The organism is Streptomyces sp. NPDC086554, from assembly GCF_040686095.1.
Taxonomy (GTDB): Bacteria; Actinomycetota; Actinomycetes; order Streptomycetales; family Streptomycetaceae; genus Streptomyces.
Genome location: NZ_JBFBJK010000007.1, coordinates 38,716 through 60,353 on the forward strand (window position 1 = coordinate 38,716; position 21,638 = coordinate 60,353).

Genomic DNA, 21,638 nt, shown 5'->3' on the forward strand with positions numbered 1-21,638 from the left:
CGACGACAACAGCCGCATCCGCTCCACTACTCTCCGCTCATGACAAGTTGGTCGTACTCGAACTGCGGGCTTGAGTCGGACGCCCTGCAGATCCAAAGCGTCACGGCGTCCCCGGATCCTCTGGACGCGAAAGAATCGTCACGGTTCACCATCAAGGGATTCGCCCAGGAGCCGATCGAAGAAGGCGCCTATGCGGACGTCGTGATCAAGCTCGGCCTCATCAAGATCCTCAGCAAGCGATTCGACCTCCTTGAGGAGCTACGTCGAGACCAGTTCTTCACTCTGGTTTCCCCGGCGAGCACCAGCCCCCTCCCCAAGGGGGAGATCGAACTGACCTTCACACCGCCACTGCCCAACCCCACCCCGCAGGCGAAGTTCTCGGTCTCGCTCCGCGCGTTCACCGTCGATGACGAGGACCTGGCCTGCCTGGACTTCAAGCTCGACTACATGAAAAGGCCGCTCTGACCTCGGGGGCGGAACCCCTCGGGTTACGCCCCCGAGCCGTCGCCGCCGGCACACTCAGTGGCCGAGCAGTTCCCCGCCCTTGACGGCCGAGACAAACGAGGACCATCCGGCGGCCGGAAGACCGGCGCCGGACCGTGCGGGTTCCTGCTGTCCCGGACGCGGACGATCTCTGGGGAGACCGTCCGCCACCTCGACGCAGGTGCGGCCGCCATCTGCTCGTCCGGGAGGGCCCGGCGACGGATCAGGGACGCGTCGAGGATCACCCAGCCCTTCTGGGGCTTCTCCCCGTCGAAGCCCGCCGTCTGGGACATCCGGGCAGCGCGTCCGCGAAGCACTCCGCGTGCCTGGCTCGCCCGCCTTCTGCACGGCTGCGCAGCGGCCCTGGAAAAGCCGTTCATGTTGAGCCTCGACCCGGCCGGGACGATCGTCCCGCGCTCCGCCGTCGACCGGCTGTTCACCGTGGCAACCATCGCCCGCAAATCTGACGACAAACCGAGGCCGCCTAAGGAGTGGTGTCCGGTGGGTGACCGGGACAACAGAAAACGCTCCTGACCTGCAACGATAGGACTTGCTGAGGGTCCTGTACGTGGCGAGGGAAGAAGCACTTCCCAGGTGAAGAAGAGTATCGGGTCCTATCCGTCCGTCCGCGTCGAAGGCGGTGACCGCTCGGTGGTCTCGCAGGCCGGGGCGGTGCTGTTGGTCGAGACGGTCCGCAAGTCCGGGCTGGACCGGGCGATATCCACGGCGCTGACGCCGTGGCGCAAGCCGCGGACCGTGCATGATCCGGGCAAGGTCCTCCTCGATGCCGCGCTCGCGGCGGCTCTGGGCGGGGACTGCCTGGCGGACGCGGCGATGCTGCGGGCCGAACCCGAGGTGTTCGGCCCGGTGGCCTCCGATCCGACCATCTCGCGTCTGATCGACACGCTTGCCGCAGCCGGGCCGAAGGCCCTGGCCGCGATCCGTACGGCCCGAGGAGAAGTACGCTCCCGCGTCTGGGAGTTGGCCGGGGATGATGCTCCGGCCGCCGGCGGGCAGGTGATCGTGGACATCGACGGCGTGCTCGTCCTGACACACTCCGAGAAGCAGGACGCCACCGCGACCTGGAAGAAGACCTTCAGTCATCACCCTCTCGTCGCGTTCGTCGACCACGGTCAGGTCGGGTCCGGGGAGCCGGTGGCCGCCCTGCTGCGGCCTGGCAACGCGGGCTCCAACACCGCGAGCGATCACATCGAAACCACCCGGCTCGCTCTGGCCCAGCTCCCCAGGCAACTGCGCCGCGGACGGCAGACGTTGATCCGCACCGACTCCGCCGGCGGCACCCATGCCTTTCTCGACTGGCTGACCCGTCGGGGCCGGTGGCTGTCGTATTCCGTCGGAATGACCATCACCGAGGCCATCCACCATGCCCGACCTGGCCACGTGGCCGAAGGGGATGCGACTGATCGTCCGCAAGGAACGGCCCCACCCCGGCGCCCAGTTGAGTTTCACCCGACCTCGACGGCTTGCGGCTGACCTGCTTCGCGACCAGTACCAGGGGCGGCCAGCTCGCCGACCTGGAACTACGTCACCGCCGCCGGGCCCGCTGCGAGGACCGGATTCGCAACGCCCGCGACACCGGCCTGCGCAACCTGCCTCTGCACGACAGTGCCCAGAACCAGATCTGGCTCGAGATCGTCTCCATCGCCCTCGACCTCTTGGCCTGGATGGCGATGCTCGCCCTGACCGGCGACACCCGCCGCTGGGAACCCAAACGGCTCCGGCTCCGCCTGTTCTCCGCTGCCGCCCAACTCATCAACACCGGCCGCCGCCGCTGGCTCCGCCTGTCTGCCCGATGGCCCTGGACCGACGTCCTCGCCCAAGCCATAAACCGGCTCCAGGCCCTGCCGAAGCCCGGCTGACCAGCTACTTCGACCGTCTCAACAACCCGCACCACCACCCGGGAAAGTGGAACCCGGCGCCCATCCGACGCGACGGCCGGGCCCTCGACCTGCCCGCACCCGAAAACCGCCGCACCACACAAACACCGAGTCCCCATCAGCGAACTGACGGTGACTCATGAACGATCGAGGTTAGTCAGGCCTGTGCGACCTCGTCACACGGGCAGTGCAGCCTGAACAGACGGAGGGCTCAGCGCGCATGGTGCCGCTACCCGTGCGTCCGACTTCAGACAGGCCCTGCCGGACAACAGCGATCGTGAACGCCCGTCGAAGAAGAGTCTGGTCCTGACCGGGTGCACAGTGACGGCGTTCCGATCGAACTTCTAAGGCGGGCATCAACGGCTCGGCGCCTGCCGCCGCCTGTAACGGCGTGGCACCCCAACAGCCGCCAAGACCACCAGCCCCCACCACCCCGTACAGATCCAGTCCAACCCCCGCCTGGGGCTCCGCGCTGAAGATTTCTGGCTCCGACTGCAGGATCTCAGCCGGAGCCACCGAAGTCACGGCCTGCCCGGCAGGAGCGGCTGATGGGCACAGCGGGAAAGGGAAGGACCGCCCTACACTCGCGCCCCGTACAACCCGAACTCCGCCAACCGCACCGCCCCCCGCGATACCGTCACCCGCAGCCGCCACTCCCGAGCCCTCACCGGCGAGGCCAGCGCGAGCACCCGACTTGCGCCCACCGTCGCGACCTCCGTCACGACAGACCACTCCCCACCGGACGACGCCCGCGCCTCGATCACCGCCCCCTCCAACTGCTGCCCTCGGCGAATGTCCTCCCCTAGCCGGATCCGGTCGACGCCCCGCTCCTGCCCGAGGTCGACGGTGAGCGTCCCCCGCGAGGGGGCCGGGCACGCCCACGCCGAGTCCGGGTCGCCGTCCACCGCGTACGCCGCATGCGCCCCGTCCCCCCGAACCCGCGCCCCCCGCGCGAAGTCCTCCGGCAGCTCCCGCGCGATCCGCTCGCGGAACTCCCGCAGCCGCACCACATCGGCATCCGGCAGTAGTCCCCGCTTGTCCGGTGGGATGTTCAGGAGCAGCACCGAGTTGCGGCCCACCGAGCGGAACCAGATGTCCGTCAACTGCTCGACGGACTTGGGTTGTTGGTCCTCGTGGTAGAACCATCCGGGACGGATCGAGACATCGCATTCCGCCGGCCACCACTGCACGTACTGGGCGACCGCCCGCGCCTCCGCCAGCGCCTCCCTGCTGCCCTGGTCAGGCGCGTCGTACTTGAGCGCGTAGTCGATGCTGCCGTTGCCGGAGTCCTTGACCGGCACGACACTCCACTCGTTCTCGCGAGCGAGCCCGCCCTCGTTGCCGACCCACCGGACATCCCGCCCGCGCACGGCGACCGTCGCGTTCGGTGCCAGGGCGCGGATGACCGCGTACCAGCTGTCCCAGTCGTACGTCTCGACCTTCTCCGGCGGGATGCGGCCCTGCGCCCCGTCGAACCACACCTCGTCGACCGGGCCGTACTCGGTGAGCACTTCGTAGAGCTGGTTGAGCATGTGGGCGCCGTAGTCGGTGGCGTCGAGGGTGAACGAGCGCAGGTCGTCGCCCGCGCGGTCGTCGCCGTCCACGAGCGTGGGGATGGTGCGGGGCGAGCGCTTGCTGCCGTTGGCGTAGACGCCGTCGAGGTACTGGTTCTCGTCGGCGGGCGAGATGTAGACGCCCACCTTGATGTCGTGCCGCCGCAGCGAGTCGGCGAAGGAGCGCAGGACGTCGCCCTCGCCGCCCTGCCAACTGCTGCTCACCACACTGTGCTTGGTGTAGCGCGAGGGGTAGAGCACGAAGCCGTCGTGGTGCTTGACGGTGAGGATGGCGAGCTTGAACCCGCCGTCGCGCAGGGCCCGCGCCCACTGGTCGGTGTCGAGCCCGGACGGCTGGAAGACGTCGGGGTCCTCGTCGCCCGTGCCCCATTCGAGGCCGGTGAACGTGTTGACGCCGAAGTGCAGAAACGCGGTCTGCTCCAGGCGCTGCCAGGCGATCTGCCGTTCCGTGGGCCGCACTTGGGTGGCCTTGGCGACGACTTCGTCCGGGGTGTCGTCGGGGCTGATCGGGATGCGGTACGGCGGTTCGGCGCCGACGGGGCGGGTCGCGGCGGCCGACGCGAGCGAGGTGCTCGACGCGGCGACGGCCGTGGTGACGGCGGCGGCCATGAAGATGCGTCTGCTGACGGTCATGGGGTGCGGGTCTCCCTCGGGGCTGGTCAGTTGGTGGTCAAGGTCCATACGGCGGGCGGCTGTTGGTCGTCCGGGTACTGGACGATCCGTCCGTCGTCGGGTACGTGCGCGCTCATGCGGGTGATGGCGTTGGTGAGGCGGTAGCCGTCGGCCCTCTCGGTGAGCTGCCAGCGCTGGAGGGTGTTCGCCGGGTCGCAGGTCTCCTCGGTGACGGCCGTGCCGGGCTGCAGCGGCACGTTGAGCGTGAGCCTGCCGCTGCGGGTCTCCAGGCACTTGCCGCCCGCCGCGGACTTGAGGGTGATGTATCCGTCGGCGGTGCGCCTGATCTCGTAACGGGCGGGCTTTGCATGGCCCTTGGTGTCCCGGAGGGTGTAGGTGTCGTCGGCGACCGGGGTTCGCGTCAGGTCCCGCCAACCGGGCGCGTGGCCCACCGTGTCGGTGCGGGCGGTGAAGTCCGCATACGTCGGGTCGGGGTGCGCCGCGCCCCATGTCACCTGGGCGATATGGCTGAGCGGCATCGCCATGGCGGCCGCGACCTCGTTCTCGGTCTCGCCGCGGCCGTTGTCGGGCCACAGGCTGATCTTCGCCCCGGTGATGCCGTCCGGCGAGGCGAGCTTCTCGCCCTCGAAGCTGAGCGGGTCCCAGGCCTGGTCGTACAGCGCCTTGGTGTTCGTGTGGAAGCCACCGCGTACGAGATAGAGGGAGTACGCCGCGTTCTGCAACGGGTAGCCCTGTGCAATGAGTTGGCTCGGCTTGGTCTTCACGTCCAGCCAGTGCTCGACGCTTGTCCCGGCGGCGACGGGCACGGTGTTCGCACCGGTCAGGCCGTCGTTCCAGATGCGCAGTTGCTTGCCCTGCTGCGTCGCGTAGGCGTGCACGCGGTTGATGAAGTCGACGAAGGCGTCCTGCGGGGTCGCGTTCGCGCCGTACTTCTTGCGCGCGTACTCGAGGATGTGCGGGTACTTGGCGAAGTCGGAGCCGAGCATGTACTCGTCGGCGCCCATGTGCCAGGACTTGGCGGGGAACACCTCGGCGTACTCGTCGATGAGGCTCGTGTAGTAGGCGAAGGCCTCGTCCTTGGTGATGTCGAGGCGGGACGGCTGCGGCTTTCCGTCGGAGTCGGTGAGCTGGAGGTCGGTGCGGTTCTCCAGCCAAGGGTCCATGTGGCCCGGGGAATTGATCTCGGGGATGATCGTGACGTGGTACTTCTCGCCGAGCGCGACGATGCGGCGGATCTCGCTCTTGGTGTAGTAGCCCCAGCTGTTGGCCTCGGGGTGCTTGTCGCTCTTCACCTTCAGTTCGAGCAGCAGCTGGTTCTGCTTGTTGTACGCCATGTCGCGTACGAGGTTCTCCAGCCAGGGCGTCGAGATGTGGATGTAGCAGGCGCAGACGCCGACACCACGCTCCTTGTACCGGGGCACGTCGACCGTGCGTCCTGCGGGCACGCTGTCGCCCTGGGCCAGGAGTTGGAGGAGGGTGCGGGTGCCGTAGAAGGCACCGGCCTCGGTCGCCCCGGCGATCTCCAGGCGTTCGCCCGCGCGGAGTTCGTACCCTTCGGTGCCGAGCGGCTTCCGCGCCGGGTCGACGTCGATCACGATGTCGCCGTCGCGGGCCGCGCCCTCGGCGGCTACCGACACCCGGCCCCGGCCCGCCGCCCGCAGATCACCGGCGAGGGTACGGGCGACGTCACGCGCCGCCTGCCCGTGGGCGACGATTCGGGTGTCCGGGCCGTAGGAGTAACTCCCCTCCCCCGGCGTCCAGTCGGTGAGCGCGGGGACGGTGCGGGGCGGGTCCGCGGCTGCCGACGGAGCCGCCTCGGCGGCGGCCGGGACCGATGCGGCGAGGAGCAGCAGGGCGACCACGGTGCCCCGCAGCCGTCTCCGGTGCGGGCGGGGGCGAGTACGGGGGCGGGGCGCGAAGATCGAGCGCAGGACGGTCATGACGTCCGATGATTCAAGCGCCCCATGGGGGTGTCAATGCACAGCGCACGGCGGAGACTTGGACATTTGCACGGATCCATCGGATGAATCGCACGGGCCCTTTGCCCCCATGCACCCGGATACAGACATCGCGCGCCATGACCTGCCCCCGCCCCGCGCCCCCGCCCGCTCAGCCGCCTGATCCGCTCACCGAGTTGAGCCACACGCCGATGCCCGGCAGAGCTCCCGGCCCGCTGCTCCGCTCCACCGAGCCGACGAGATCGGCGATGGGGCACGGCTCCGCGCACTCCTCGGGCGGCGTCCCGAGCGGGCCTCGCTGACGGATCTCGGTGCTGTGCGAGGCGGGCGGCCGGGACCGGCTCGGTCGTGGCCGTCTCGAAGCTCCGCACAGCCGGACACGAGGTGGTCGCCGTCAACGTGTCGAATTCCCCCATGTTCGACGCGGCGTCCCCGCACTTCTTCCGGACCACCACGGGGAACCTGCTGGCCGCGGGCGAGCGCGCGGGCGTCCGCCATCAGGTCATCCTCTCCATCGTCGGCGTCGACCAGGTGCCGCAGCTGGACCACTACCGCGCGAAGACGCTCCAGGAAGACGTGCTGCTTCTCCCTGAACGAGCTCGGCCGCCTGACTCCGGCGGCCCGGAAGGACGACCAGAACGCCGTGTGCCCCCGCCGATCTCGGCGGGGGCACACGGCGAAGCGGTCGGATCAGTCGATGCCGGGGAGGATGTGCGGCTCCGCGAGGTCGTCCTCGTATCCGGCAAGCCGGATCGGGGCGGCCTTGGCCCACGAGTCGAGATTGCTGAGCTTGCCAGGCCGTCCGGCCCGCTCGCCGCCGCGCTCCGCCGGTCGCTTTTCCTGCTTCGTCAGATCTGGTGTCACCGCGCACTCCTTTGTGTCGCGTAACGGAAGGACAAGGGCAGTTCGGTCGCGGTGGCGCCGGTTGTCGGGCGGGACCGCGGCCCTGGTTGCGAGCCTGTCCCGGGGCGGCTTGGGGGAGCTTGTAGATCCCTTGCGGCCGTCCGTTCGCCCCAGGTTAACCAAATGAGCGCGCCCGCGCTCGATGGGGGCGGGCGAAGGAGTGGATTTCGGACACTTGGTGACGGTGTGGGGGTCAGCACGGGTTGGACCCAGGGTCGGCATCGGGCCCCGAACTCCTCATCGGGACCGCACCCATGGGCCTTTCGGAGACTTCGTGGGACCGTACGCGGATGACTTCTCGGTCGGCGCACGAGACCGCGGTGGCTCTGACGACCGGAGCCTCGCGGGGAATCGGGCTCGCGGTCGCGCACGCCCTCGCGGAGTCGGGGCACCGTCTCGTCGTCACCGCCCGCGACGCGGACGCGCTGCGGACCGCGGTCGGCGGGCTCCGGGCCCGGGGCGCCGACGCCGTCGGCCTCGCGGGTGACGTGGCCGACCCCGGCCATGCGGAGGCCTGCGTGGCCCTGGCGGTAAGGGAGTTCGGGCGGCTCGACGTACTGGTGAACAACGCCGCGACGAACGCCCCCTACGGCGCGCTGATGGACGTCGACCTCAGCCGATGGCGCGACGCCTTCACCTTGAACGTCGAGGCCGCGCTGCGCCTGACCCAACTGGCCTGGCGGGCCTGGATGGGTGAGCACGGCGGCCGGGTGGTGAACGTCTGCTCGGAGGGCGCCACGCATGTGGGACCCCATGTGGGCGCGTACGGCACGAGCAAGGCCGCGCTCCTGCACCTGACCGCCCAACTCGCGGGCGAACTGGCCCCCTTGGTGCGGGTCAACTCCGTCTCCCCCGGCCTGGTCCGCACCGAACTCGCCCGCTTCGTCTGGGAGGGCGCGGAGGAGCGGCTCGCCGCGGGCCTGCCGCTCGGCCGCATCGGGGAGCCACAGGACGTGGCGCGGGCCGTGGCATGGCTCGTGTCCGATGCGGCCGAATGGGTGACGGGGGCGGACCTCCTGGTCGACGGCGGGACGAGGGTGCGTGCCGCCTCCGGCGCGGCCGCCTCGTACGCCGTACATGAGCGGCTGCGTGCGGCGTCGAGCGAGGGTGAGGGCGGCAGCGAGGGCTGAGGCGACGGTCGGACGAAGACGACGAGGCGCAGGACGAGAAACCTGCCGATGCCCGCGATCCCGGAGGCCCCGAGGTAGACGGCCTGCTCGGCCAGGGCTCCGGGCTCGGGGCGCAGGCAGTGCAGCACACCCACGGCGAGGATGGTCACGGCGTACGCGGCCGCCGCGGTGCCGGCGCTCTGCAGATGGGTGCGCAGCCGGCTGCCGGCCCGCACCCCGAAGCTGAAGCGACTGTGCAGTTCGGTGGCGAGCAGGGTCGACGCGACGGTGACCAGAGCGTTGGCCACGGCCCACGGCAGCCAGGACGCCACCGCGACCACCGCGCCACTGGAGACGACGCCCACCCCGCCGCCGCAGAGCACGAAGCGCGCGAAGGCGGCCAAGGGGCCGGGCCGCGCGGGGAGATGGCGTGCCGCTGTCTGCGTCATGACGGAAACCATACGGCCGTCTATGACGCTTGTATAGGTCGTCCGTGTAAGACGGCCGTTTATCGGGCGGGTGCCGCCGTCCGGTGGGCCGCCAGGCCCTGCCGGTCGGCGGGCACGCCCCCTACCACTTGCCGGGTGCGTAGTCCTTCAGGAAGACGCCGTACAGATCCTCGCCCGCCTCGCCGCGCACGATCGGGTCGTAGACCCGGGCCGCGCCGTCGATCAGGTCGAGCGGGGCGTGGAAGCCCTCCTCGGCGAGGCGCAGCTTGTCGTAGTGCGGGCGCTCGTCGGTGATCCAGCCGGTGTCGATCGAGGTCATGAGGATGCCGTCGGTCTGGAACATCTCCTGGGCGCTGGTCCGCGTCACCATGTTCATCGCGGCCTTCGCGGCGTTCGTGTTCGGGTGGCCCGCGCCCTTGTAGCCGCGGCCGAAGACGCCCTCCATCGCCGAGACGTTGACGACGTAGGCGCGGCCGCTCGACGCCTTCTTCGCGGCGTCGGCCATCGCCGAACGCAGCGCGCTGATCAGGATGAACGGCGAGGTGTAGTTGCACAGCTGGGTCTCGAGGAGCTCCACCGGGGAGATCTGCTCGATGGTCTGCACCCAGGTGTTGCTGTCGACGACGTCCGGGACCAGGCCGCCCGCGTCGATGGCGGTGCCGTCGAGGTGCCGGGCGACGCTGGCGTTGCCCGCGACGAGGGCGAGGTCGGCGACCTTCTGCGCGTCGATGCCGCTGGTGCCGACGGGCAGCGCGGCAAGGCCGTCCACCGCGCCGGAGTTGAAGGCGCCGATCACGGAGTGGGCGGGCAGTTCCCCGGCGGGCAGCGGCGCGCTCTCGCCGTCGACCAGGGCAGCGTACGCGGAGGGCAGGCGGCGCACGGTCTGCGTCGCATTGTTGATCAGGATGTCGAGCGGTCCCGCCGCGGCGAGCTGCTCGGCGAGCGCGACGGACTGCGCCGGGTCGCGCAGGTCGATGCCGACGACCTCCAGGCGGTGCAGCCAGTCCGCCGAGTCGTCCATCGCCTTGAAGCGGCGGATGGCGTCCTTGGGGAACCGCGTCGTGATGGTGGTGTGGGCGCCGTCGCGCAGCAGGCGCAGCGCGATGTACATGCCGATCTTGGCGCGGCCGCCGGTGAGCAGCGCGCGCTTGCCGGTGAGGTCGGCGCGGGCGTCGCGCTTGCTCCGGTTCAGGCGGGCGCAGTCCGGACAGAGCTGGTGGTAGAAGTAGTCGACTTCCACGTACCGGGTCTTGCAGGTGTAGCAGGAGCGCGGGCGCTGGAGTATCCCCGCGAGCCTGCCCTCCTCGGTCTGCGACGAGGGCAGCAGGCCCTCGGTCTCGTCGTCGATCCGCTCGGCGGAGCCGGTCGCGGTGGCTTCCGTGACCGCCTTGTCGTGAGCGGTTTTGGCGGCCCTCCGCTCCTGGCGGCGGCGCTGCTTCACGGTCCGGTAGATGCCGGCCGTGGCGCGGCGCACCGCGATGGCGTCGGGGTGGTCGACGTCCAGCTTGTCCAGCTCGTCGAGCACGCCGAGGCAGACGGCGAGACGGTCGGGGTCGATACCGGGGCCGTACGTGACGGCCTCCTCGGCCGAACCGGCAGCCTCCAGGCTGTCTTCTGTCACCGTCATCGCCGCTGTCCTCGCGTCACTCATGCCGCGGCCGTCCGGGTGACCGCGCATGTTCCAAAGAGAATGTTCCAAAGAAGAGAACTTTACGTAGCGACGGGTCCCTTTACCAAACTCGAGCCATCGGCGCACGCCGCGACGAGCCCCGCGAGCTCGTCCCGCACGCTCCGGGCGAGAAGGTCCAGGTCGGGCACGGCGGCCGCATCCGCGACCAGACCGAAGTGCACCCGCCCCCGGTAGGTCGACACGGCGACGGCCAGCGCCTGCCCCTGGGCCAGCGGCGCGAAGGGGTACACCTCGGTGAGCGGGCAGCCGTCGAGCCGCAGTCCGAGGCTGGGCAGCGGGACGCTGGTGACCAGGATGTCGAAGAGCAGCCGGGCGGCCTGGGCGACGACGGGACCGCCGATGAGGTGGCCGATCGGCGGCACATGATCGGCAAGGAGGGCTACCGCGCCCGCCCCGCGGTTCGGGCCCGCGTCCTTGTTGCGGTCCATGGCGGTGCGCACGGACCGCAGCCGCGCCACCGGGTCCGGGTCGCCCACGGGCAGCCGGACCAGATACCCCGAGAGCCGGTTGCCAGGCGGCTGTGCGCCGCGCGGCCTGCGCCGGGAGACGGGAACCAGGGCGCGCGGCTCGACGCCATCGCTGCCGTCGCCCCGCTCGTCGAGCCAGCGGCGCAGGGCGCCGGCGACGACCGCGATCAGTACGTCGTTGACGGTGCCGCCCACGGTCTTGCGTACGCGGTGCACATCGTCCAGATCGAGCGCCACCCCCGCGGTGCGCCGGGTGCCGGTCGCGTCCGACGTGAACGCGTCCGATGAACGTACGTCCAAGGTGGCGCGGGCGACGGAGGTGCCGATGTCCAGGGCCTGCCCCACGTCGGCGACGGCGTCGCGGACCAGGCCCGGCAGCTTGCGCGGGTCGGGCAGCCAGGACCACCGGGAGGCGGCGGGCCCCTCGGGCACGGGGCGCGCGGCGGGCAGGTCGGTGGGGTCCATCACCGCCGCCGCGAGCATCAGGGCCCGCAGCCCGTCGGCGAGGGCGTGGTGGAACTTGAAGAGCACGGCGAAGCGGGAGCCGTCATCCGCGGGCAGCACATGTGCCTCCCACGGCGGCTTGCCGCGCTCCAGGGGGCGCTGCATCAGTGCGCCGGCGGCGGCGTGGAAGTCCCCCATGGGCTCGGCGAGCGTGACGTGGTCAAGGGGGTCGAAGCCGGTGGCGGTGGTCCGGACGGCCCCGCCGACCGGCAGCCAGACGGACCGTATGCGCAGGCGAAGCCCCGGTACGGCGGCCGCCCGGGAGGCGAGAAGTTGGGCGGCACGCTCGGCCGCGCCGGGTGTTTCGGCCTCGAAGACGCCGAGGGCTCCCAGGTGCATGGGGTGTTCGGCGGTCTCTATGTTCCAGAAGGCGAGGTCGAGGGGTGCGAGCAGGTCGGAGGTCTCAGCGGTCCGAGTCGTCGTCGTCACGTGTCTGCTCTCGCGTCGAAGGCGGTGCGGGGGGTGGGGTGGAGCGAGCAGTCAATCGCCGTTGCGCGACTACGGTCAAGTACGATCAAGCTACGCACAGTTAACAACAGATTAAGGCCCGCCTCCCTGGTGAAGGCGGGCCTCGTGGGGCTGATGTGGCGTATCGATTACGTCACTCCAGCGGATTTCAGCGGCATCCGGCGTACGCCCCGTTGCGCGGGCGGCGCCGCGTCACTTCAGCGCGGGCGGCGCGGCGTCCGCGGACGTGCCCCACGCGGAGGGCTTGTCGCCCACCACGAAGGAGAGCTCGCGGGTGTCGCGGATGTCGTCGGTGGTCAGATACGTCCTGCCGTAGTCGGCGCCGTCCGTGCTCGCCGACTGGATGTACCGGTTGGTGTCCGAGGTGCCCGGCGCCTTCACCGTGAGGCGCCCGTTCGGGTAGTAGCGGCGGTCGAGCGTGAGGTCGACGCGCTCGAAGACGGGCGTCGACAGGCCCCAGGTGTCCGTACCGGGCTGCACCGGGAAGACGCCGATCGAGGACAGCACGTTCCAGGCGGACATGGTGCCGAGGTCGTCGTTCCCGGTCATGCCGGTCGGGGTGTCCGTGAACAGGGTCAACGCGGCGTGCACCACGTCGGTGGTCTTCCACGGCCGGCCGGTCGAGAGGTATGTGTACGGCGCGATCAGATCGGGCTCGTTCTGCGGGTTGTACTTGTCCGCGTTGTAGTAGTCGTAGGGGCCGTTGACCCACACCTCGCGCGCGGTCTTCGCCGGGTCCTTCAGGAGCTGCTCGTACGCAAAGAAGGAGTCGAGGCGGTCGTTGGTGGCCTGCTTGCCGCCGATCAGGCCGACCATGCCGGGCAGGTCCTGCGGGACGAGCCACTGGTACTGCCAGGACGTGCCCTCGTGGAAGCCCTCGCTCTTGGCCGGGTCGGCCGGGCCGGTGAAGGCACCGGACGCGTCCCGCGCACGGAAGAAGCCGGTCGAACTGTCAAAGATCTTGCGGTAGTTCTGCGCACGATCGGCATAGCGCTTCGCGTCGTCCTCGTGGCCCAGGTCGCGGGCCATCTGGCCGAGCATCGCGTCCGACAGGGCGTACTCCAGGGTCGCGGATGCGCCGTGGTCGTAGTCGGAGTCGCCGGGCTTGGCGTGCGGGCGGCCCTTGATGAATGGCGCGAAACCGTCGCTCAGGTATTCCTTGTTGGCCTCACGTCCGACGGGCGCGGAGTCGTCGGGCGGCACACCGTCCGCGTTCTTCTTCAGCGCGCGGTACGCCGCTTCCTCGTGCCCCTTCAACAGACCCTGCTGGTAGGCGTTGGTGAGGAACGGGGTGACCGGATCACCGGTCATGATGTTCGTCTCGACCGTGCCGTAGCCCCACTTGGGCAGCCAGCCGCTCTCCTCGTCGATCTTCAGGACGGAGAGCGCCATGTCGCGCGACTCGTGCGGCGCGAGGAGCGCGAGCAGCTGCGCCTGGGTGCGGTAGGTGTCCCAGAGGGACCAGTTCTGGTAGTACGTGAATCCCCCGTCATCAGCAGTGCGGTGGGTCTTCTGGTCCCAACCGGTGTAGCGGCCGTCGACGTCACTGCCGATGTTCGGCGCGAGGAACGAGCGGTAGAGCGACGAGTAGAAGGTCCGGCGCACGGTCTCGCTGCCGCCCTTGGCCTGTACGTCGTCGAGCCGGTCCTCCCACGCCGCGCGCGCCGACCGCGCGACACGGTCGTACGAACGCCCGCCCTCCGCACGGAGGTTGAGCGCGGCACCCTTGGCATCGACGTACGAGAGCGCGGTGGTCGCCTCGACCGTGCGGTCCTTGGAGGTGTCGAACCGGACGAAGGCGCCGTTGCGCTCGTCGCCCGCCGCCGACTCCTTCGAGCCCTCGGTGACGGTGTCGCCCTTCCAGGTGCCGGACGTGGTGAAGGGCCGGTCGAAGCGGGTGATCGTGTAGACGGTGTACGGCTTGGTGTCCTGGCAGAAGCCGCTGCCGGTGATCGCCGTGCGGACCGTACGGCTGTCGAGGATCTCGACCTTGGTGGAGCCGGTCTTGTGCAGCGACTGGCCCGCGTTGAGCAGGACGTTGGCCTTGTCGGTCGCGGGGAACGTGTAGCGCTGGACGCCGGTGCGCTTGGTCGCGGTCAGCTCGGCGTCGATGCCGGACTTCAGGCCCACCTTGTACGCGCCGGGGCTCGCCTTCTCGTCGTCGTGGCTGAACTCCGCCGCATACTTGGCGTAGTCCGTCTCCTTCACGTCCCCCGTGGTGGGCAGGACCGGCAGATCGCCGCCCAAGCCGCAGCCGACACCGGAGAGATGCACGGTGGAGAAGCCGCGGATGTGGGTGTCGGAGTGGTCGTAGCCGGTGTTGTGGCCGGTGTCCGGGGAGAACTGGACCATGCCGAAGGGCACGGCCGCGCCGGGGTAGGTGTTCCCCTCGTTCTCGGTGCCGATGAACGGGTTGACCAGATCGGTCAGTTGACCGTCCTCCGCCGGAGCTGCCTGCGCCGACGGAATGGCCAGGGCTCCCCCGAGAAGCGCGGCCACAGCCACCGCCACCCCGGTACCGCGTAGCCGTTGGGTCCATCTCATGGGTGGGAACGCCTCCTTAGACAACGTTGTCAAAGCGCGGAACGCGATCATTCTTCGGGGGTGGTGTCGTGTGCGTCAAGGGGTCGGAGGCGGCGGGCGAAGGGGCCTCAACCCGTGTGCAGCCACACCCGCAGCGGCCCGATGGGCGTGAAGCCCTGGCCGACGGCCGCCTCCAGGCTCTCCCCGCTCTCGTATCCGACGACGGGCAAGTCCGGCCACCGCCGGGTGACTTCGGCGAGGCATCCCGCCCAAGCGGCCTCCTCGTCCCCCAGGGCGAACAGGTTGGAGACGCCGGCGACCGAATCGCTGCGGCTGACGACACCGCCCGCGACGATCCGCCCTTCGCGGTCCGTCCCGGCCAGGAACGTCGTGTCGCCGGACAGCAGCCCTTTCCGGAAGAGTCCGGTCGGTTCCGCCCCGTCGCCCCAGGCCGTCTCCCACGCCGGCAGCGCGTCGGCGTCGGAAAGCGGCGCCCAACTCACGTCCGGGGGCGGGGCATTGGAGGCCCCGCCCGCCGGCCGGTGGATCCAGCTCGCCTCGAACAGCACCTCGAAGCCCAGCGGTTCCAGGTCGAGGCGGGCGAAGCTGTCCTTCACCGAGCAGCCGGGCGACCGTGTGTCGATCCGGGCCACCAGCTCGTGCGCCGAGGCATCGGCGGTGAGCGTGACCGCGTCCGGGTACAGCGGTGGTGTACGCCGCTCGTTCGTCCACGCCTCGCGGCCGAACTCGCCCGGCAGGCCGTGCGCGCGGCAGACCGCGTCACACCATGCGGCGTTGTTGCGGACCGCGGCCCGCACCGCCCGCTCCCGGCTCTCGTCATCCGTGATCACGGGGTGATGGTGCCAAGCGTGCGGGCGCCCGTCCACGGGATTAAGAGTTCATGACAGCGCCGCGCCCCCTAGGGCCTGTCCGATGGGTCAGGCCGGTCTTCGCGCCGGGTGCCGATTCAGCAGGGCCGAGCGGGCCCTGGTGCGTGCAGCTGCAAGGCGGAGGAGGGCGACAACGCGGAGCGTTGGCAACCGACGACAACGCCGCAGATGGGCGTGCCAGGGGTCGCGACCCCGGCAGGACCCATCGGACAGGCCCTAGCGGAGCCCGGCGAGGTAGCCGATCAGCGTGGCGGCGCCACTGGTGAGTAAACCGCCGATGACGGTACGAAGAGGGGCTGACGCGTAGAAGACAAGGCGCAGCCCCCCGACACGGAGATCGATCAGTGCCTCCGGCGCACACTTGGCCGGGAGGGTTTGGTGGTGGTCATGGTGCGGCGTCATGTGGTCGTCCTCGTCTGCGGGGTGAGGGCCGGAGTCGGCGGCTTCCGAGCGCGCCGACTCATGATGGGTGTGTGGCCGGCCCGGCCGCGTCACTGGCACTCGCCGTCCGCCTCACTGAAATCAGTGACCCGTGCTCCGGTCGCCCCACCGCTGCCGTCATCAGTGCCACCATCACGACATGGGCGCTCCTGGCGGAGTGGCGCCGACGACGCGTCTGCTCCTCGCAACCGGCACCCTCGGTGCCGGGCTCACCGGACTCAGCCTGTGGCTGGGGCTGCGTTACGGCATTCCGCTGCTGAATTTCAGCGGCACGACCGTGGGTGTGTGCTTCACCGCCGCGGGGATCGCGGCCTGGCGCCTGCGGCCGCGCAGCCGTACCGGCCCCTGGATGGCGGCCATGGGCCTGGTCGTCCTCATCGCCAACCTCAACAACGGTTTGATGCTTCCCGCGGCCATGCCCGGCCGGGAGGTGACCGTGCTCTTCGGGGTACCGGCGCTGTGGCTGCAATTCCCCGTCGCGGGCCACCTGTTTCTGGGGTACCCCTCCGGGCGCCTCCATTCCAGGGCCGAACGAGCTCTGGTCGGCGCCGCGTTCGTCCTGGAGGCCGTCGCCGGCGTCGCCATGTTGGTGACGAAGACCGCGGTGCCCATCTGCGCCGACTGGTGCGGACCGAGCCCCGTCCAACTGGTCGCCGACCCGCAGCTGTACCTGCGCCTGAGAGCGGTGTTCATGGTGGCATCGGTCGCGTTTGCCGGCACCGCCCTGGTGTTGCTGATCCGAAGGGTCCTGCGCTCCACCCCGCGCCAGCGCCGCCTGCTCCGCTTCCTGATCGTCGTGGGTGGTCTTGCCGTGCTCGTCCTCGCCGGAGTCCAACTGCTCATCCTCGCCGTCTACGCCGGGCACACCGGCACCAAGGCCTCCGCCCATCTGCTCGAATACGCCCTGGGCTGGCTCTCGGTCCTCGCACTGCCCATCGCCTTCCTTGTCGGGCTGCTGCGCGAGCGGCTGGCGTTCGCCTCGGTCGGCACGCTCGTCGGCAGGCTGGAGCGGGTCTCCGCGGACGCCGTCGAAGCGGCTCTGGCCGAGATGTTGCGGGATCCGCTGCTGCGGGTCGCTTTCCCCACCGAGGACGGCTGGCTCGATGTGTCAGGCCGCCCCTACCATCCGCCGCACGACGGCAGCCAGTCGTTGACGACGCTGGGCGATCCCCCCGTGGCAGCGCTGGTGCACGACCCGGCGCTGTCCGAGGACCGGCAGTTGCTGGACGCGGCGGCCGCCGCCGTGCGGCTCTCCCTGGAGAACGCCCGGCTGCATGCGCAGGTACGCGCCCAACTCGCCGAGGTCCGCGCCTCGCGCCAACGCATCGCCTCCGCGGCCGACTCCGAACGCCAGCGCCTCGAGCGGGACTTGCACGACGGCGCACAGCAGCGTCTCCTGGGCGTCGGACTCACCCTCGGCCTGCTCCGCGGCAGGATGAACGATGCCGACGAGCGCGAACTGATCGACGAGCTGGAGCGGGAACTGCGCGCGGCCATCGGTGAACTCCGTGACCTGGCACAGGGGATCCGCCCCGCGGTCCTCACCGACCAGGGCCTCGCACCCGCCCTGGGAAGCCTCGCACGGCGGGCCGGGATACGCGTCCGCCTCGACGTACAGATCAGCGGGCGCCTCGCGCCGCTGATCGAGGTCACCGCGTATTACGTCGTGAGCGAGGCGCTGCAGAACATCGTCAAGCACGCGGACCGTGCCGACGCGTGGGTGCGCGCCGTGCACCGGCCGGGGTGGCTCCTCGTCGACATCAGCGACCAAGGTCCCGGCGGCGCGACGATGGGGTCGGGTCTTTCGGGCCTCACCGACCGGGTCACGGCTGTCGGCGGCCGGCTTGAGATCGTCTCGCCTCCCGGCCTCGGAACACACGTCACAGCGGAGCTGCCATGCGTGTGATCGTGGTGGATGACTCCCTCATCGTCCGAGAGGGTTTGCGGCGGCTCCTCGAGGCTCAGGGCCACCGTGTCGTGGGGACCATCGCGCACCCTCGGCATGTCGCCGACACGGTGGCCGCGGCCCGCCCCGACGCCGTCATTCTGGACATCCGGATGCCACCCACCTTCAGCGACGAAGGACTGCTGCTCGCCATCTCATTGCGTACGACGATGCCGGACCTGGGCATCCTGGTGCTCTCTCAGCATGCCGTGCCGGAGTACGCGTCCCGGCTGCTGGAGAGTGGCTCCAACGGCACCGGCTACTTGCTCAAGGACCGCATTTTCGACGCCCAGCAACTCACCCAGACCCTCCAGCGCCTGGCCGCCGGAGGAACGGCCATCGACCCGGACGTCGTGGGTGAACTCCTCACCGCCCGGCGTGGAGAACATCCGCTGGACGAGCTCAGCGACCGGGAGCTGGACGTACTGCGGCTGATGGCCGAGGGGCTGACCGACAAGCGCATCGCCGAGCGGCTCTTCCTGTCGCCCCACACCGTCAACACCCATACGCGGCACGTCTTCCACAAACTCGGCCTGCCCGGCCGGCATGTCGGCAACAGGAGAGTGCTCGCCGTGCTGGCATTTCTGCAGGCCCGTGGCCGCTGAGCCCCAGACTTCCGTAGGGCCTCCAAAGGCGGTGCGAGCTGACGTACAACGGCCGCCAGGCCGCCTTCTCCACCCCCCTGGAGGCACAGCACGCCGGGATCTCGTACGCCGCCCGCTGCGCGAACTGGGCGTCGGCACCCAGCAGATGGTGGCCCTGGCCCGGGCGGTCTCGGTCGACGCGCAGGTCGTCATCATGGACGAGCCGACGTCGTCCCTCGAACCCCGCGAGGTCCAGACCCTGTTCGCTGATGCTGGGTCGCGAGGTCGGGGACGTACGCGAGGAGGGCGTCACCAAGTTCACCGGCAGCCATGACACGGCCGACCAACCTGTCCTGACGGCCAGGTGGTGGGCCTCGGCGGCCTGCTCGGCTCGGGCCGCAGCGAGACGGCAGATGGAACTGTCCGCGATCACGGCGGTCGTGGTCGGCGGCACACCGCTCAGCGGCGGGCGCGTGCGGACGGGCGGCATCCTCGCGGGCGCCGTACTGATCCAGCTGCTCACCGCCACGCTCATCAAGCACGATCTGCCGCCGTCCTGGACGCAGATCGCCCAGGCCGTGGTGATCATTCTCGCCGTCTGCGCGGCACGGGAGAGGGGCTCTAGGCGAGTCCTACAAGGGCACGGCCTGTCCCTTACCCAGCGCGATCACACCGCCCTTGGACACCGTGTAGAGATTCTGGTCCCGCTCGGGGTTGACGCCAATCGTCGCGCCGGGCGGGACGTCCACGTTCTTGTCGAGGACGGCGCCACGGACCACGGCACCGCGCCCGACGCGTACGTTGTCGTGCAGCACCGAGCCCTGCACGACCGCCCCCTGCTCGACAGTGACCCCGGGCGAGAGCACGGAGCGGGTGACCTGGCCGCGGATGACGCAGCCGGGGCTGACGATGGATTCGCTCGCGATGCCGCCCGCGCAGAACTTGGCGGGCGGTAACCCGCCGGGGTGGGTGTAGATCGGCCAGCGGCGGTTGTCCAAGTTGAACACCGGCTGGTCCGAGATCAGGTCCATGTGCGCTTCGTAGTACGCGTCGAGGGTGCCGACGTCACGCCAGTAGCCGTGGTCGCGCGCGGTCTCGCCCGGGACGTGGTTGTCGTCGAAGTCGTACAGCTGGGCCAGGCCGCGCTCGGTGAGCATCGGCAGGATCGAACCACCCATGTCGTGCACGGAGTTGTTGTCATCGGCGTCCTGCTGGAGCGCGTCGACGAGGGTCTTCGTGGTGAAGACGTAGTTGCCCATGGAGGCGAACACTTGGTGCGGGGAGCCGGGAAGGCCGATGGGGTCTCCCCTGCTCGAGTCGGTTCGAGAGCTTGGGGAAGGGTCGGCGGGCTTCTCCAGGAAGCGGTCGACCCGCGTGCCGTCCCGTGCCGGGGTGATGATGCCGAAGGACGACGCGTCGGCGCGCGGCACCCGGATCCCCGCGACCGTCACTCCGGCGCCGCTCTCGAAGTGCTGATTGAGCATCTGCCGGGGGTCCATGCGGTAGACGTGGTCGGCGCCGAACACCGCGATGTAGTCGGGCTGTTCGTCGTGGACGAGGTTGAGGGACTGCAGGATCGCGTCCGCGCTGCCGGAGTACCAGCGCGGGCCGAGGCGCTGCTGGGCCGGGACCGGGGTGACGTAGTTGCCGAGCAGGCTCGACATCCGCCAGGTCGTGGTCACATGCCGGTCCAGGGAGTGCGACTTGTACTGGGTCAGTACGCAGATCCGCAGGACGTCGCCGTTGACGAGGTTGGAGAGCACGAAGTCGACGAGGCGGTACGTGCCGCCGAACGTGACCGCTGGTTTGGCCCGGTCGGCGGTGAGGGGCAGCAGGCGTTTGCCCTCCCCGCCGGCCAGGACGATTCCGAGCACCGAAGGTCCACCGCGCATCGCGCCGCCCCCTGACTTGGGATCACTTGGACTCGATCAACTCCTCGTACACGTGGGTCGTGCGCCGGGCGACCGCGTCCCAGGCGAACTCCCGTACCGCGCGCTCGCGTCCGGCGGCGCCCATACGGATCGCGGTGCGCGGTTCGGCCACCAGGTGGTTCAGGGCGTGCGCGAGTTGCGCCTCGAAGGCCGCGGGTGCCCGTTCGTCGTACGGGACGAGGAGTCCTGTCTCTCCGTCGGCGACGACCTCCGGGATGCCGCCGACGGCCGAAGCCACCACCGGGGTGCCGCAGGCCATCGCCTCCAGGTTGACGATGCCGAGCGGCTCGTACACCGAAGGGCAGACGAACACCCGTGCGTGGGTGAGGAGTTGGACGATCTGGGGGCGCGGCAGCATCTCCGGGATCCAGTGGACTCCCCCGCGGGCGCGGCTCAACTCCTCGAAGAGAGTGCGGAACTCGGCGTCGATCTCCGGGGTGTCCGGGGCTCCGGCGCAGAGCACGAGCTGGGCCGCTGGGTCCAACTTGGCGGCGGCGCGCAGCAGATGGGGCACGCCCTTCTGCCGGGTGATGCGGCCGACGAACAGGACGTAGGGCCGCTCGGGGTCGATGCCCAGGCTCTCCAGGACGTCCGTGCCGGGGTCGGGGCGGTACAGGTCGGTGTCGATGCCGTTGTGCACGACGCGTACGCGGGCCGGGTCGACGGCCGGGTAGCAGGCGAGGATGTCGGCGCGCATCCCGTGCGATACGGCGATCACGGCGTCCGCCGACTCGACGGCGGTGCGCTCGGCCCAGCTGGACAGGGCGTATCCGCCGCCCAGTTGCTCGGCCTTCCAGGGGCGCAGGGGTTCCAGGGAATGCGAGGTCATGACGTGCGGGACGCCGTGCAGGAGTTTGCCGATGTGGCCCGCGAGATTGGCGTACCAGGTGTGGGAGTGGACGAGATCGCAGCCCGTGAGCGAGGCCGCCATGGAGAGATCCACGGAGAGGGTGCGCAGGGCGTCGTTGGCGCCTTCGAGGGCGTCCCAGGCCCGGTGCCGCGTGAGCCCGTCGGCGGTGCCGGGCTCTCCCCAGGAGTGCACGTCGACGTCGACCAGGGAGCGTAACTCCCGTGCGAGGAACTCGACATGGACTCCGGCGCCGCCGTAGACGTCCGGCGGATACTCCCGGGTGAGCAGTCCCACTCGCACGCAGAACCCCCCGTCCGTCCGCCCCTGCCGTCGGCCGT

The 21,638-nt window shown here is 70.1% G+C and carries 14 protein-coding genes and 5 pseudogenes; 8 read left to right on the top strand and 11 right to left on the bottom strand.

Annotated elements, in window-relative coordinates:
* Positions 1 to 39: 39 nt before the first annotated feature.
* Both AB0O76_RS13220 and AB0O76_RS13225 read left to right on the top strand, forming a co-directional pair.
* The gene (locus AB0O76_RS13220; protein WP_365489054.1) at positions 40 to 465 is read left to right on the top strand and encodes an ML domain-containing protein; all 426 of its coding nucleotides are present in this window, start codon (positions 40 to 42) and stop codon (positions 463 to 465) included.
* A gap of 612 nt (positions 466 to 1,077) precedes the next feature.
* Positions 1,078 to 2,363 (top strand): annotated as a pseudogene (locus AB0O76_RS13225) (transposase).
* 596 nt (positions 2,364 to 2,959) lie between these two features.
* Here the strand turns inward: AB0O76_RS13225 and AB0O76_RS13230 are convergent.
* Both AB0O76_RS13230 and AB0O76_RS13235 read right to left on the bottom strand, forming a co-directional pair.
* Positions 2,960 to 4,588, bottom strand: coding sequence for an alpha-L-fucosidase (locus tag AB0O76_RS13230; protein ID WP_365489057.1), 1,629 nt, complete (start codon positions 4,586 to 4,588; stop codon positions 2,960 to 2,962).
* A 26-nt stretch (positions 4,589 to 4,614) separates the two neighbouring features.
* Complete coding sequence (locus AB0O76_RS13235; RefSeq protein ID WP_365489060.1) at positions 4,615 to 6,528, bottom strand: family 20 glycosylhydrolase; 1,914 nt, start codon at positions 6,526 to 6,528, stop codon at positions 4,615 to 4,617.
* Between the two features lie 366 nt (positions 6,529 to 6,894).
* Between AB0O76_RS13235 and AB0O76_RS13240 the strand changes: the two are divergent.
* Positions 6,895 to 7,128, top strand: a pseudogene (locus AB0O76_RS13240) (LysR family transcriptional regulator); the annotation flags it as partial.
* Positions 7,129 to 7,236: 108 nt separating this feature from the next.
* Here the strand turns inward: AB0O76_RS13240 and AB0O76_RS13245 are convergent.
* A complete protein-coding gene (locus tag AB0O76_RS13245; protein WP_365489762.1) occupies positions 7,237 to 7,410 on the bottom strand; it encodes a hypothetical protein in 174 nt (57 codons plus the stop codon).
* A gap of 329 nt (positions 7,411 to 7,739) precedes the next feature.
* Between AB0O76_RS13245 and AB0O76_RS13250 the strand changes: the two genes are divergently transcribed.
* Positions 7,740 to 8,579 carry an SDR family oxidoreductase gene (locus AB0O76_RS13250; RefSeq protein ID WP_365489063.1) on the top strand — a complete coding sequence of 280 codons (840 nt, stop codon included), beginning with the start codon at positions 7,740 to 7,742 and terminating at the stop codon, positions 8,577 to 8,579.
* Between the two features lie 8 nt (positions 8,580 to 8,587).
* On the opposite strand, the pseudogene AB0O76_RS13255 reads toward AB0O76_RS13250, so the two are convergent.
* The 6 genes and pseudogenes from AB0O76_RS13255 to AB0O76_RS13280 all read right to left on the bottom strand — a co-directional run.
* Positions 8,588 to 9,007 (bottom strand): annotated as a pseudogene (locus AB0O76_RS13255) (hypothetical protein); the annotation flags it as partial.
* Between the two features lie 121 nt (positions 9,008 to 9,128).
* Complete coding sequence (locus tag AB0O76_RS13260; RefSeq protein WP_365489066.1) at positions 9,129 to 10,634, bottom strand: SDR family NAD(P)-dependent oxidoreductase; 1,506 nt, start codon at positions 10,632 to 10,634, stop codon at positions 9,129 to 9,131.
* Between the two features lie 83 nt (positions 10,635 to 10,717).
* Complete coding sequence (locus AB0O76_RS13265) at positions 10,718 to 12,097, bottom strand: wax ester/triacylglycerol synthase family O-acyltransferase (protein ID WP_365489069.1); 1,380 nt, start codon at positions 12,095 to 12,097, stop codon at positions 10,718 to 10,720.
* Between the two features lie 231 nt (positions 12,098 to 12,328).
* Entirely contained in the window at positions 12,329 to 14,680 is a 2,352-nt protein-coding gene (locus tag AB0O76_RS13270) for a GH92 family glycosyl hydrolase (RefSeq protein WP_365489072.1), read from the bottom strand.
* A 107-nt stretch (positions 14,681 to 14,787) separates the two neighbouring features.
* Positions 14,788 to 15,510 carry a hypothetical protein gene (locus AB0O76_RS13275; RefSeq protein WP_365489075.1) on the bottom strand — a complete coding sequence of 241 codons (723 nt, stop codon included), beginning with the start codon at positions 15,508 to 15,510 and terminating at the stop codon, positions 14,788 to 14,790.
* 255 nt (positions 15,511 to 15,765) lie between these two features.
* Positions 15,766 to 15,951, bottom strand: a complete 186-nt coding sequence (locus AB0O76_RS13280; RefSeq protein ID WP_365489078.1) for a hypothetical protein — start codon at positions 15,949 to 15,951, stop codon at positions 15,766 to 15,768.
* A gap of 178 nt (positions 15,952 to 16,129) precedes the next feature.
* On the opposite strand from AB0O76_RS13280, the gene AB0O76_RS13285 reads away from it, so the two are divergent.
* From AB0O76_RS13285 to AB0O76_RS13300, 4 genes and pseudogenes are all read left to right on the top strand, one after another.
* Positions 16,130 to 17,896, top strand: coding sequence for a histidine kinase (locus tag AB0O76_RS13285; RefSeq protein ID WP_365489081.1), 1,767 nt, complete (start codon positions 16,130 to 16,132; stop codon positions 17,894 to 17,896).
* The gene (locus AB0O76_RS13290; RefSeq protein ID WP_365489084.1) at positions 17,887 to 18,540 is read left to right on the top strand and encodes a response regulator transcription factor; all 654 of its coding nucleotides are present in this window, start codon (positions 17,887 to 17,889) and stop codon (positions 18,538 to 18,540) included. Before AB0O76_RS13285 ends, AB0O76_RS13290 begins: the two co-directional genes overlap by 10 nt.
* 103 nt (positions 18,541 to 18,643) lie before the next feature.
* Positions 18,644 to 18,931: pseudogene (locus tag AB0O76_RS13295) on the top strand (ATP-binding cassette domain-containing protein); the annotation flags it as partial.
* A gap of 1 nt (position 18,932) precedes the next feature.
* A pseudogene (locus AB0O76_RS13300) lies at positions 18,933 to 19,145 on the top strand (ABC transporter permease); the annotation flags it as partial.
* Positions 19,146 to 19,151: 6 nt separating this feature from the next.
* Here the strand turns inward: AB0O76_RS13300 and AB0O76_RS13305 are convergent.
* The gene (locus tag AB0O76_RS13305) at positions 19,152 to 20,411 is read right to left on the bottom strand and encodes a glucose-1-phosphate adenylyltransferase (RefSeq protein ID WP_365489087.1); all 1,260 of its coding nucleotides are present in this window, start codon (positions 20,409 to 20,411) and stop codon (positions 19,152 to 19,154) included.
* 22 nt (positions 20,412 to 20,433) lie between these two features.
* The gene (gene glgA / locus AB0O76_RS13310) at positions 20,434 to 21,600 is read right to left on the bottom strand and encodes a glycogen synthase (protein ID WP_365489090.1); all 1,167 of its coding nucleotides are present in this window, start codon (positions 21,598 to 21,600) and stop codon (positions 20,434 to 20,436) included.
* Positions 21,601 to 21,638: the final 38 nt, after the last annotated feature.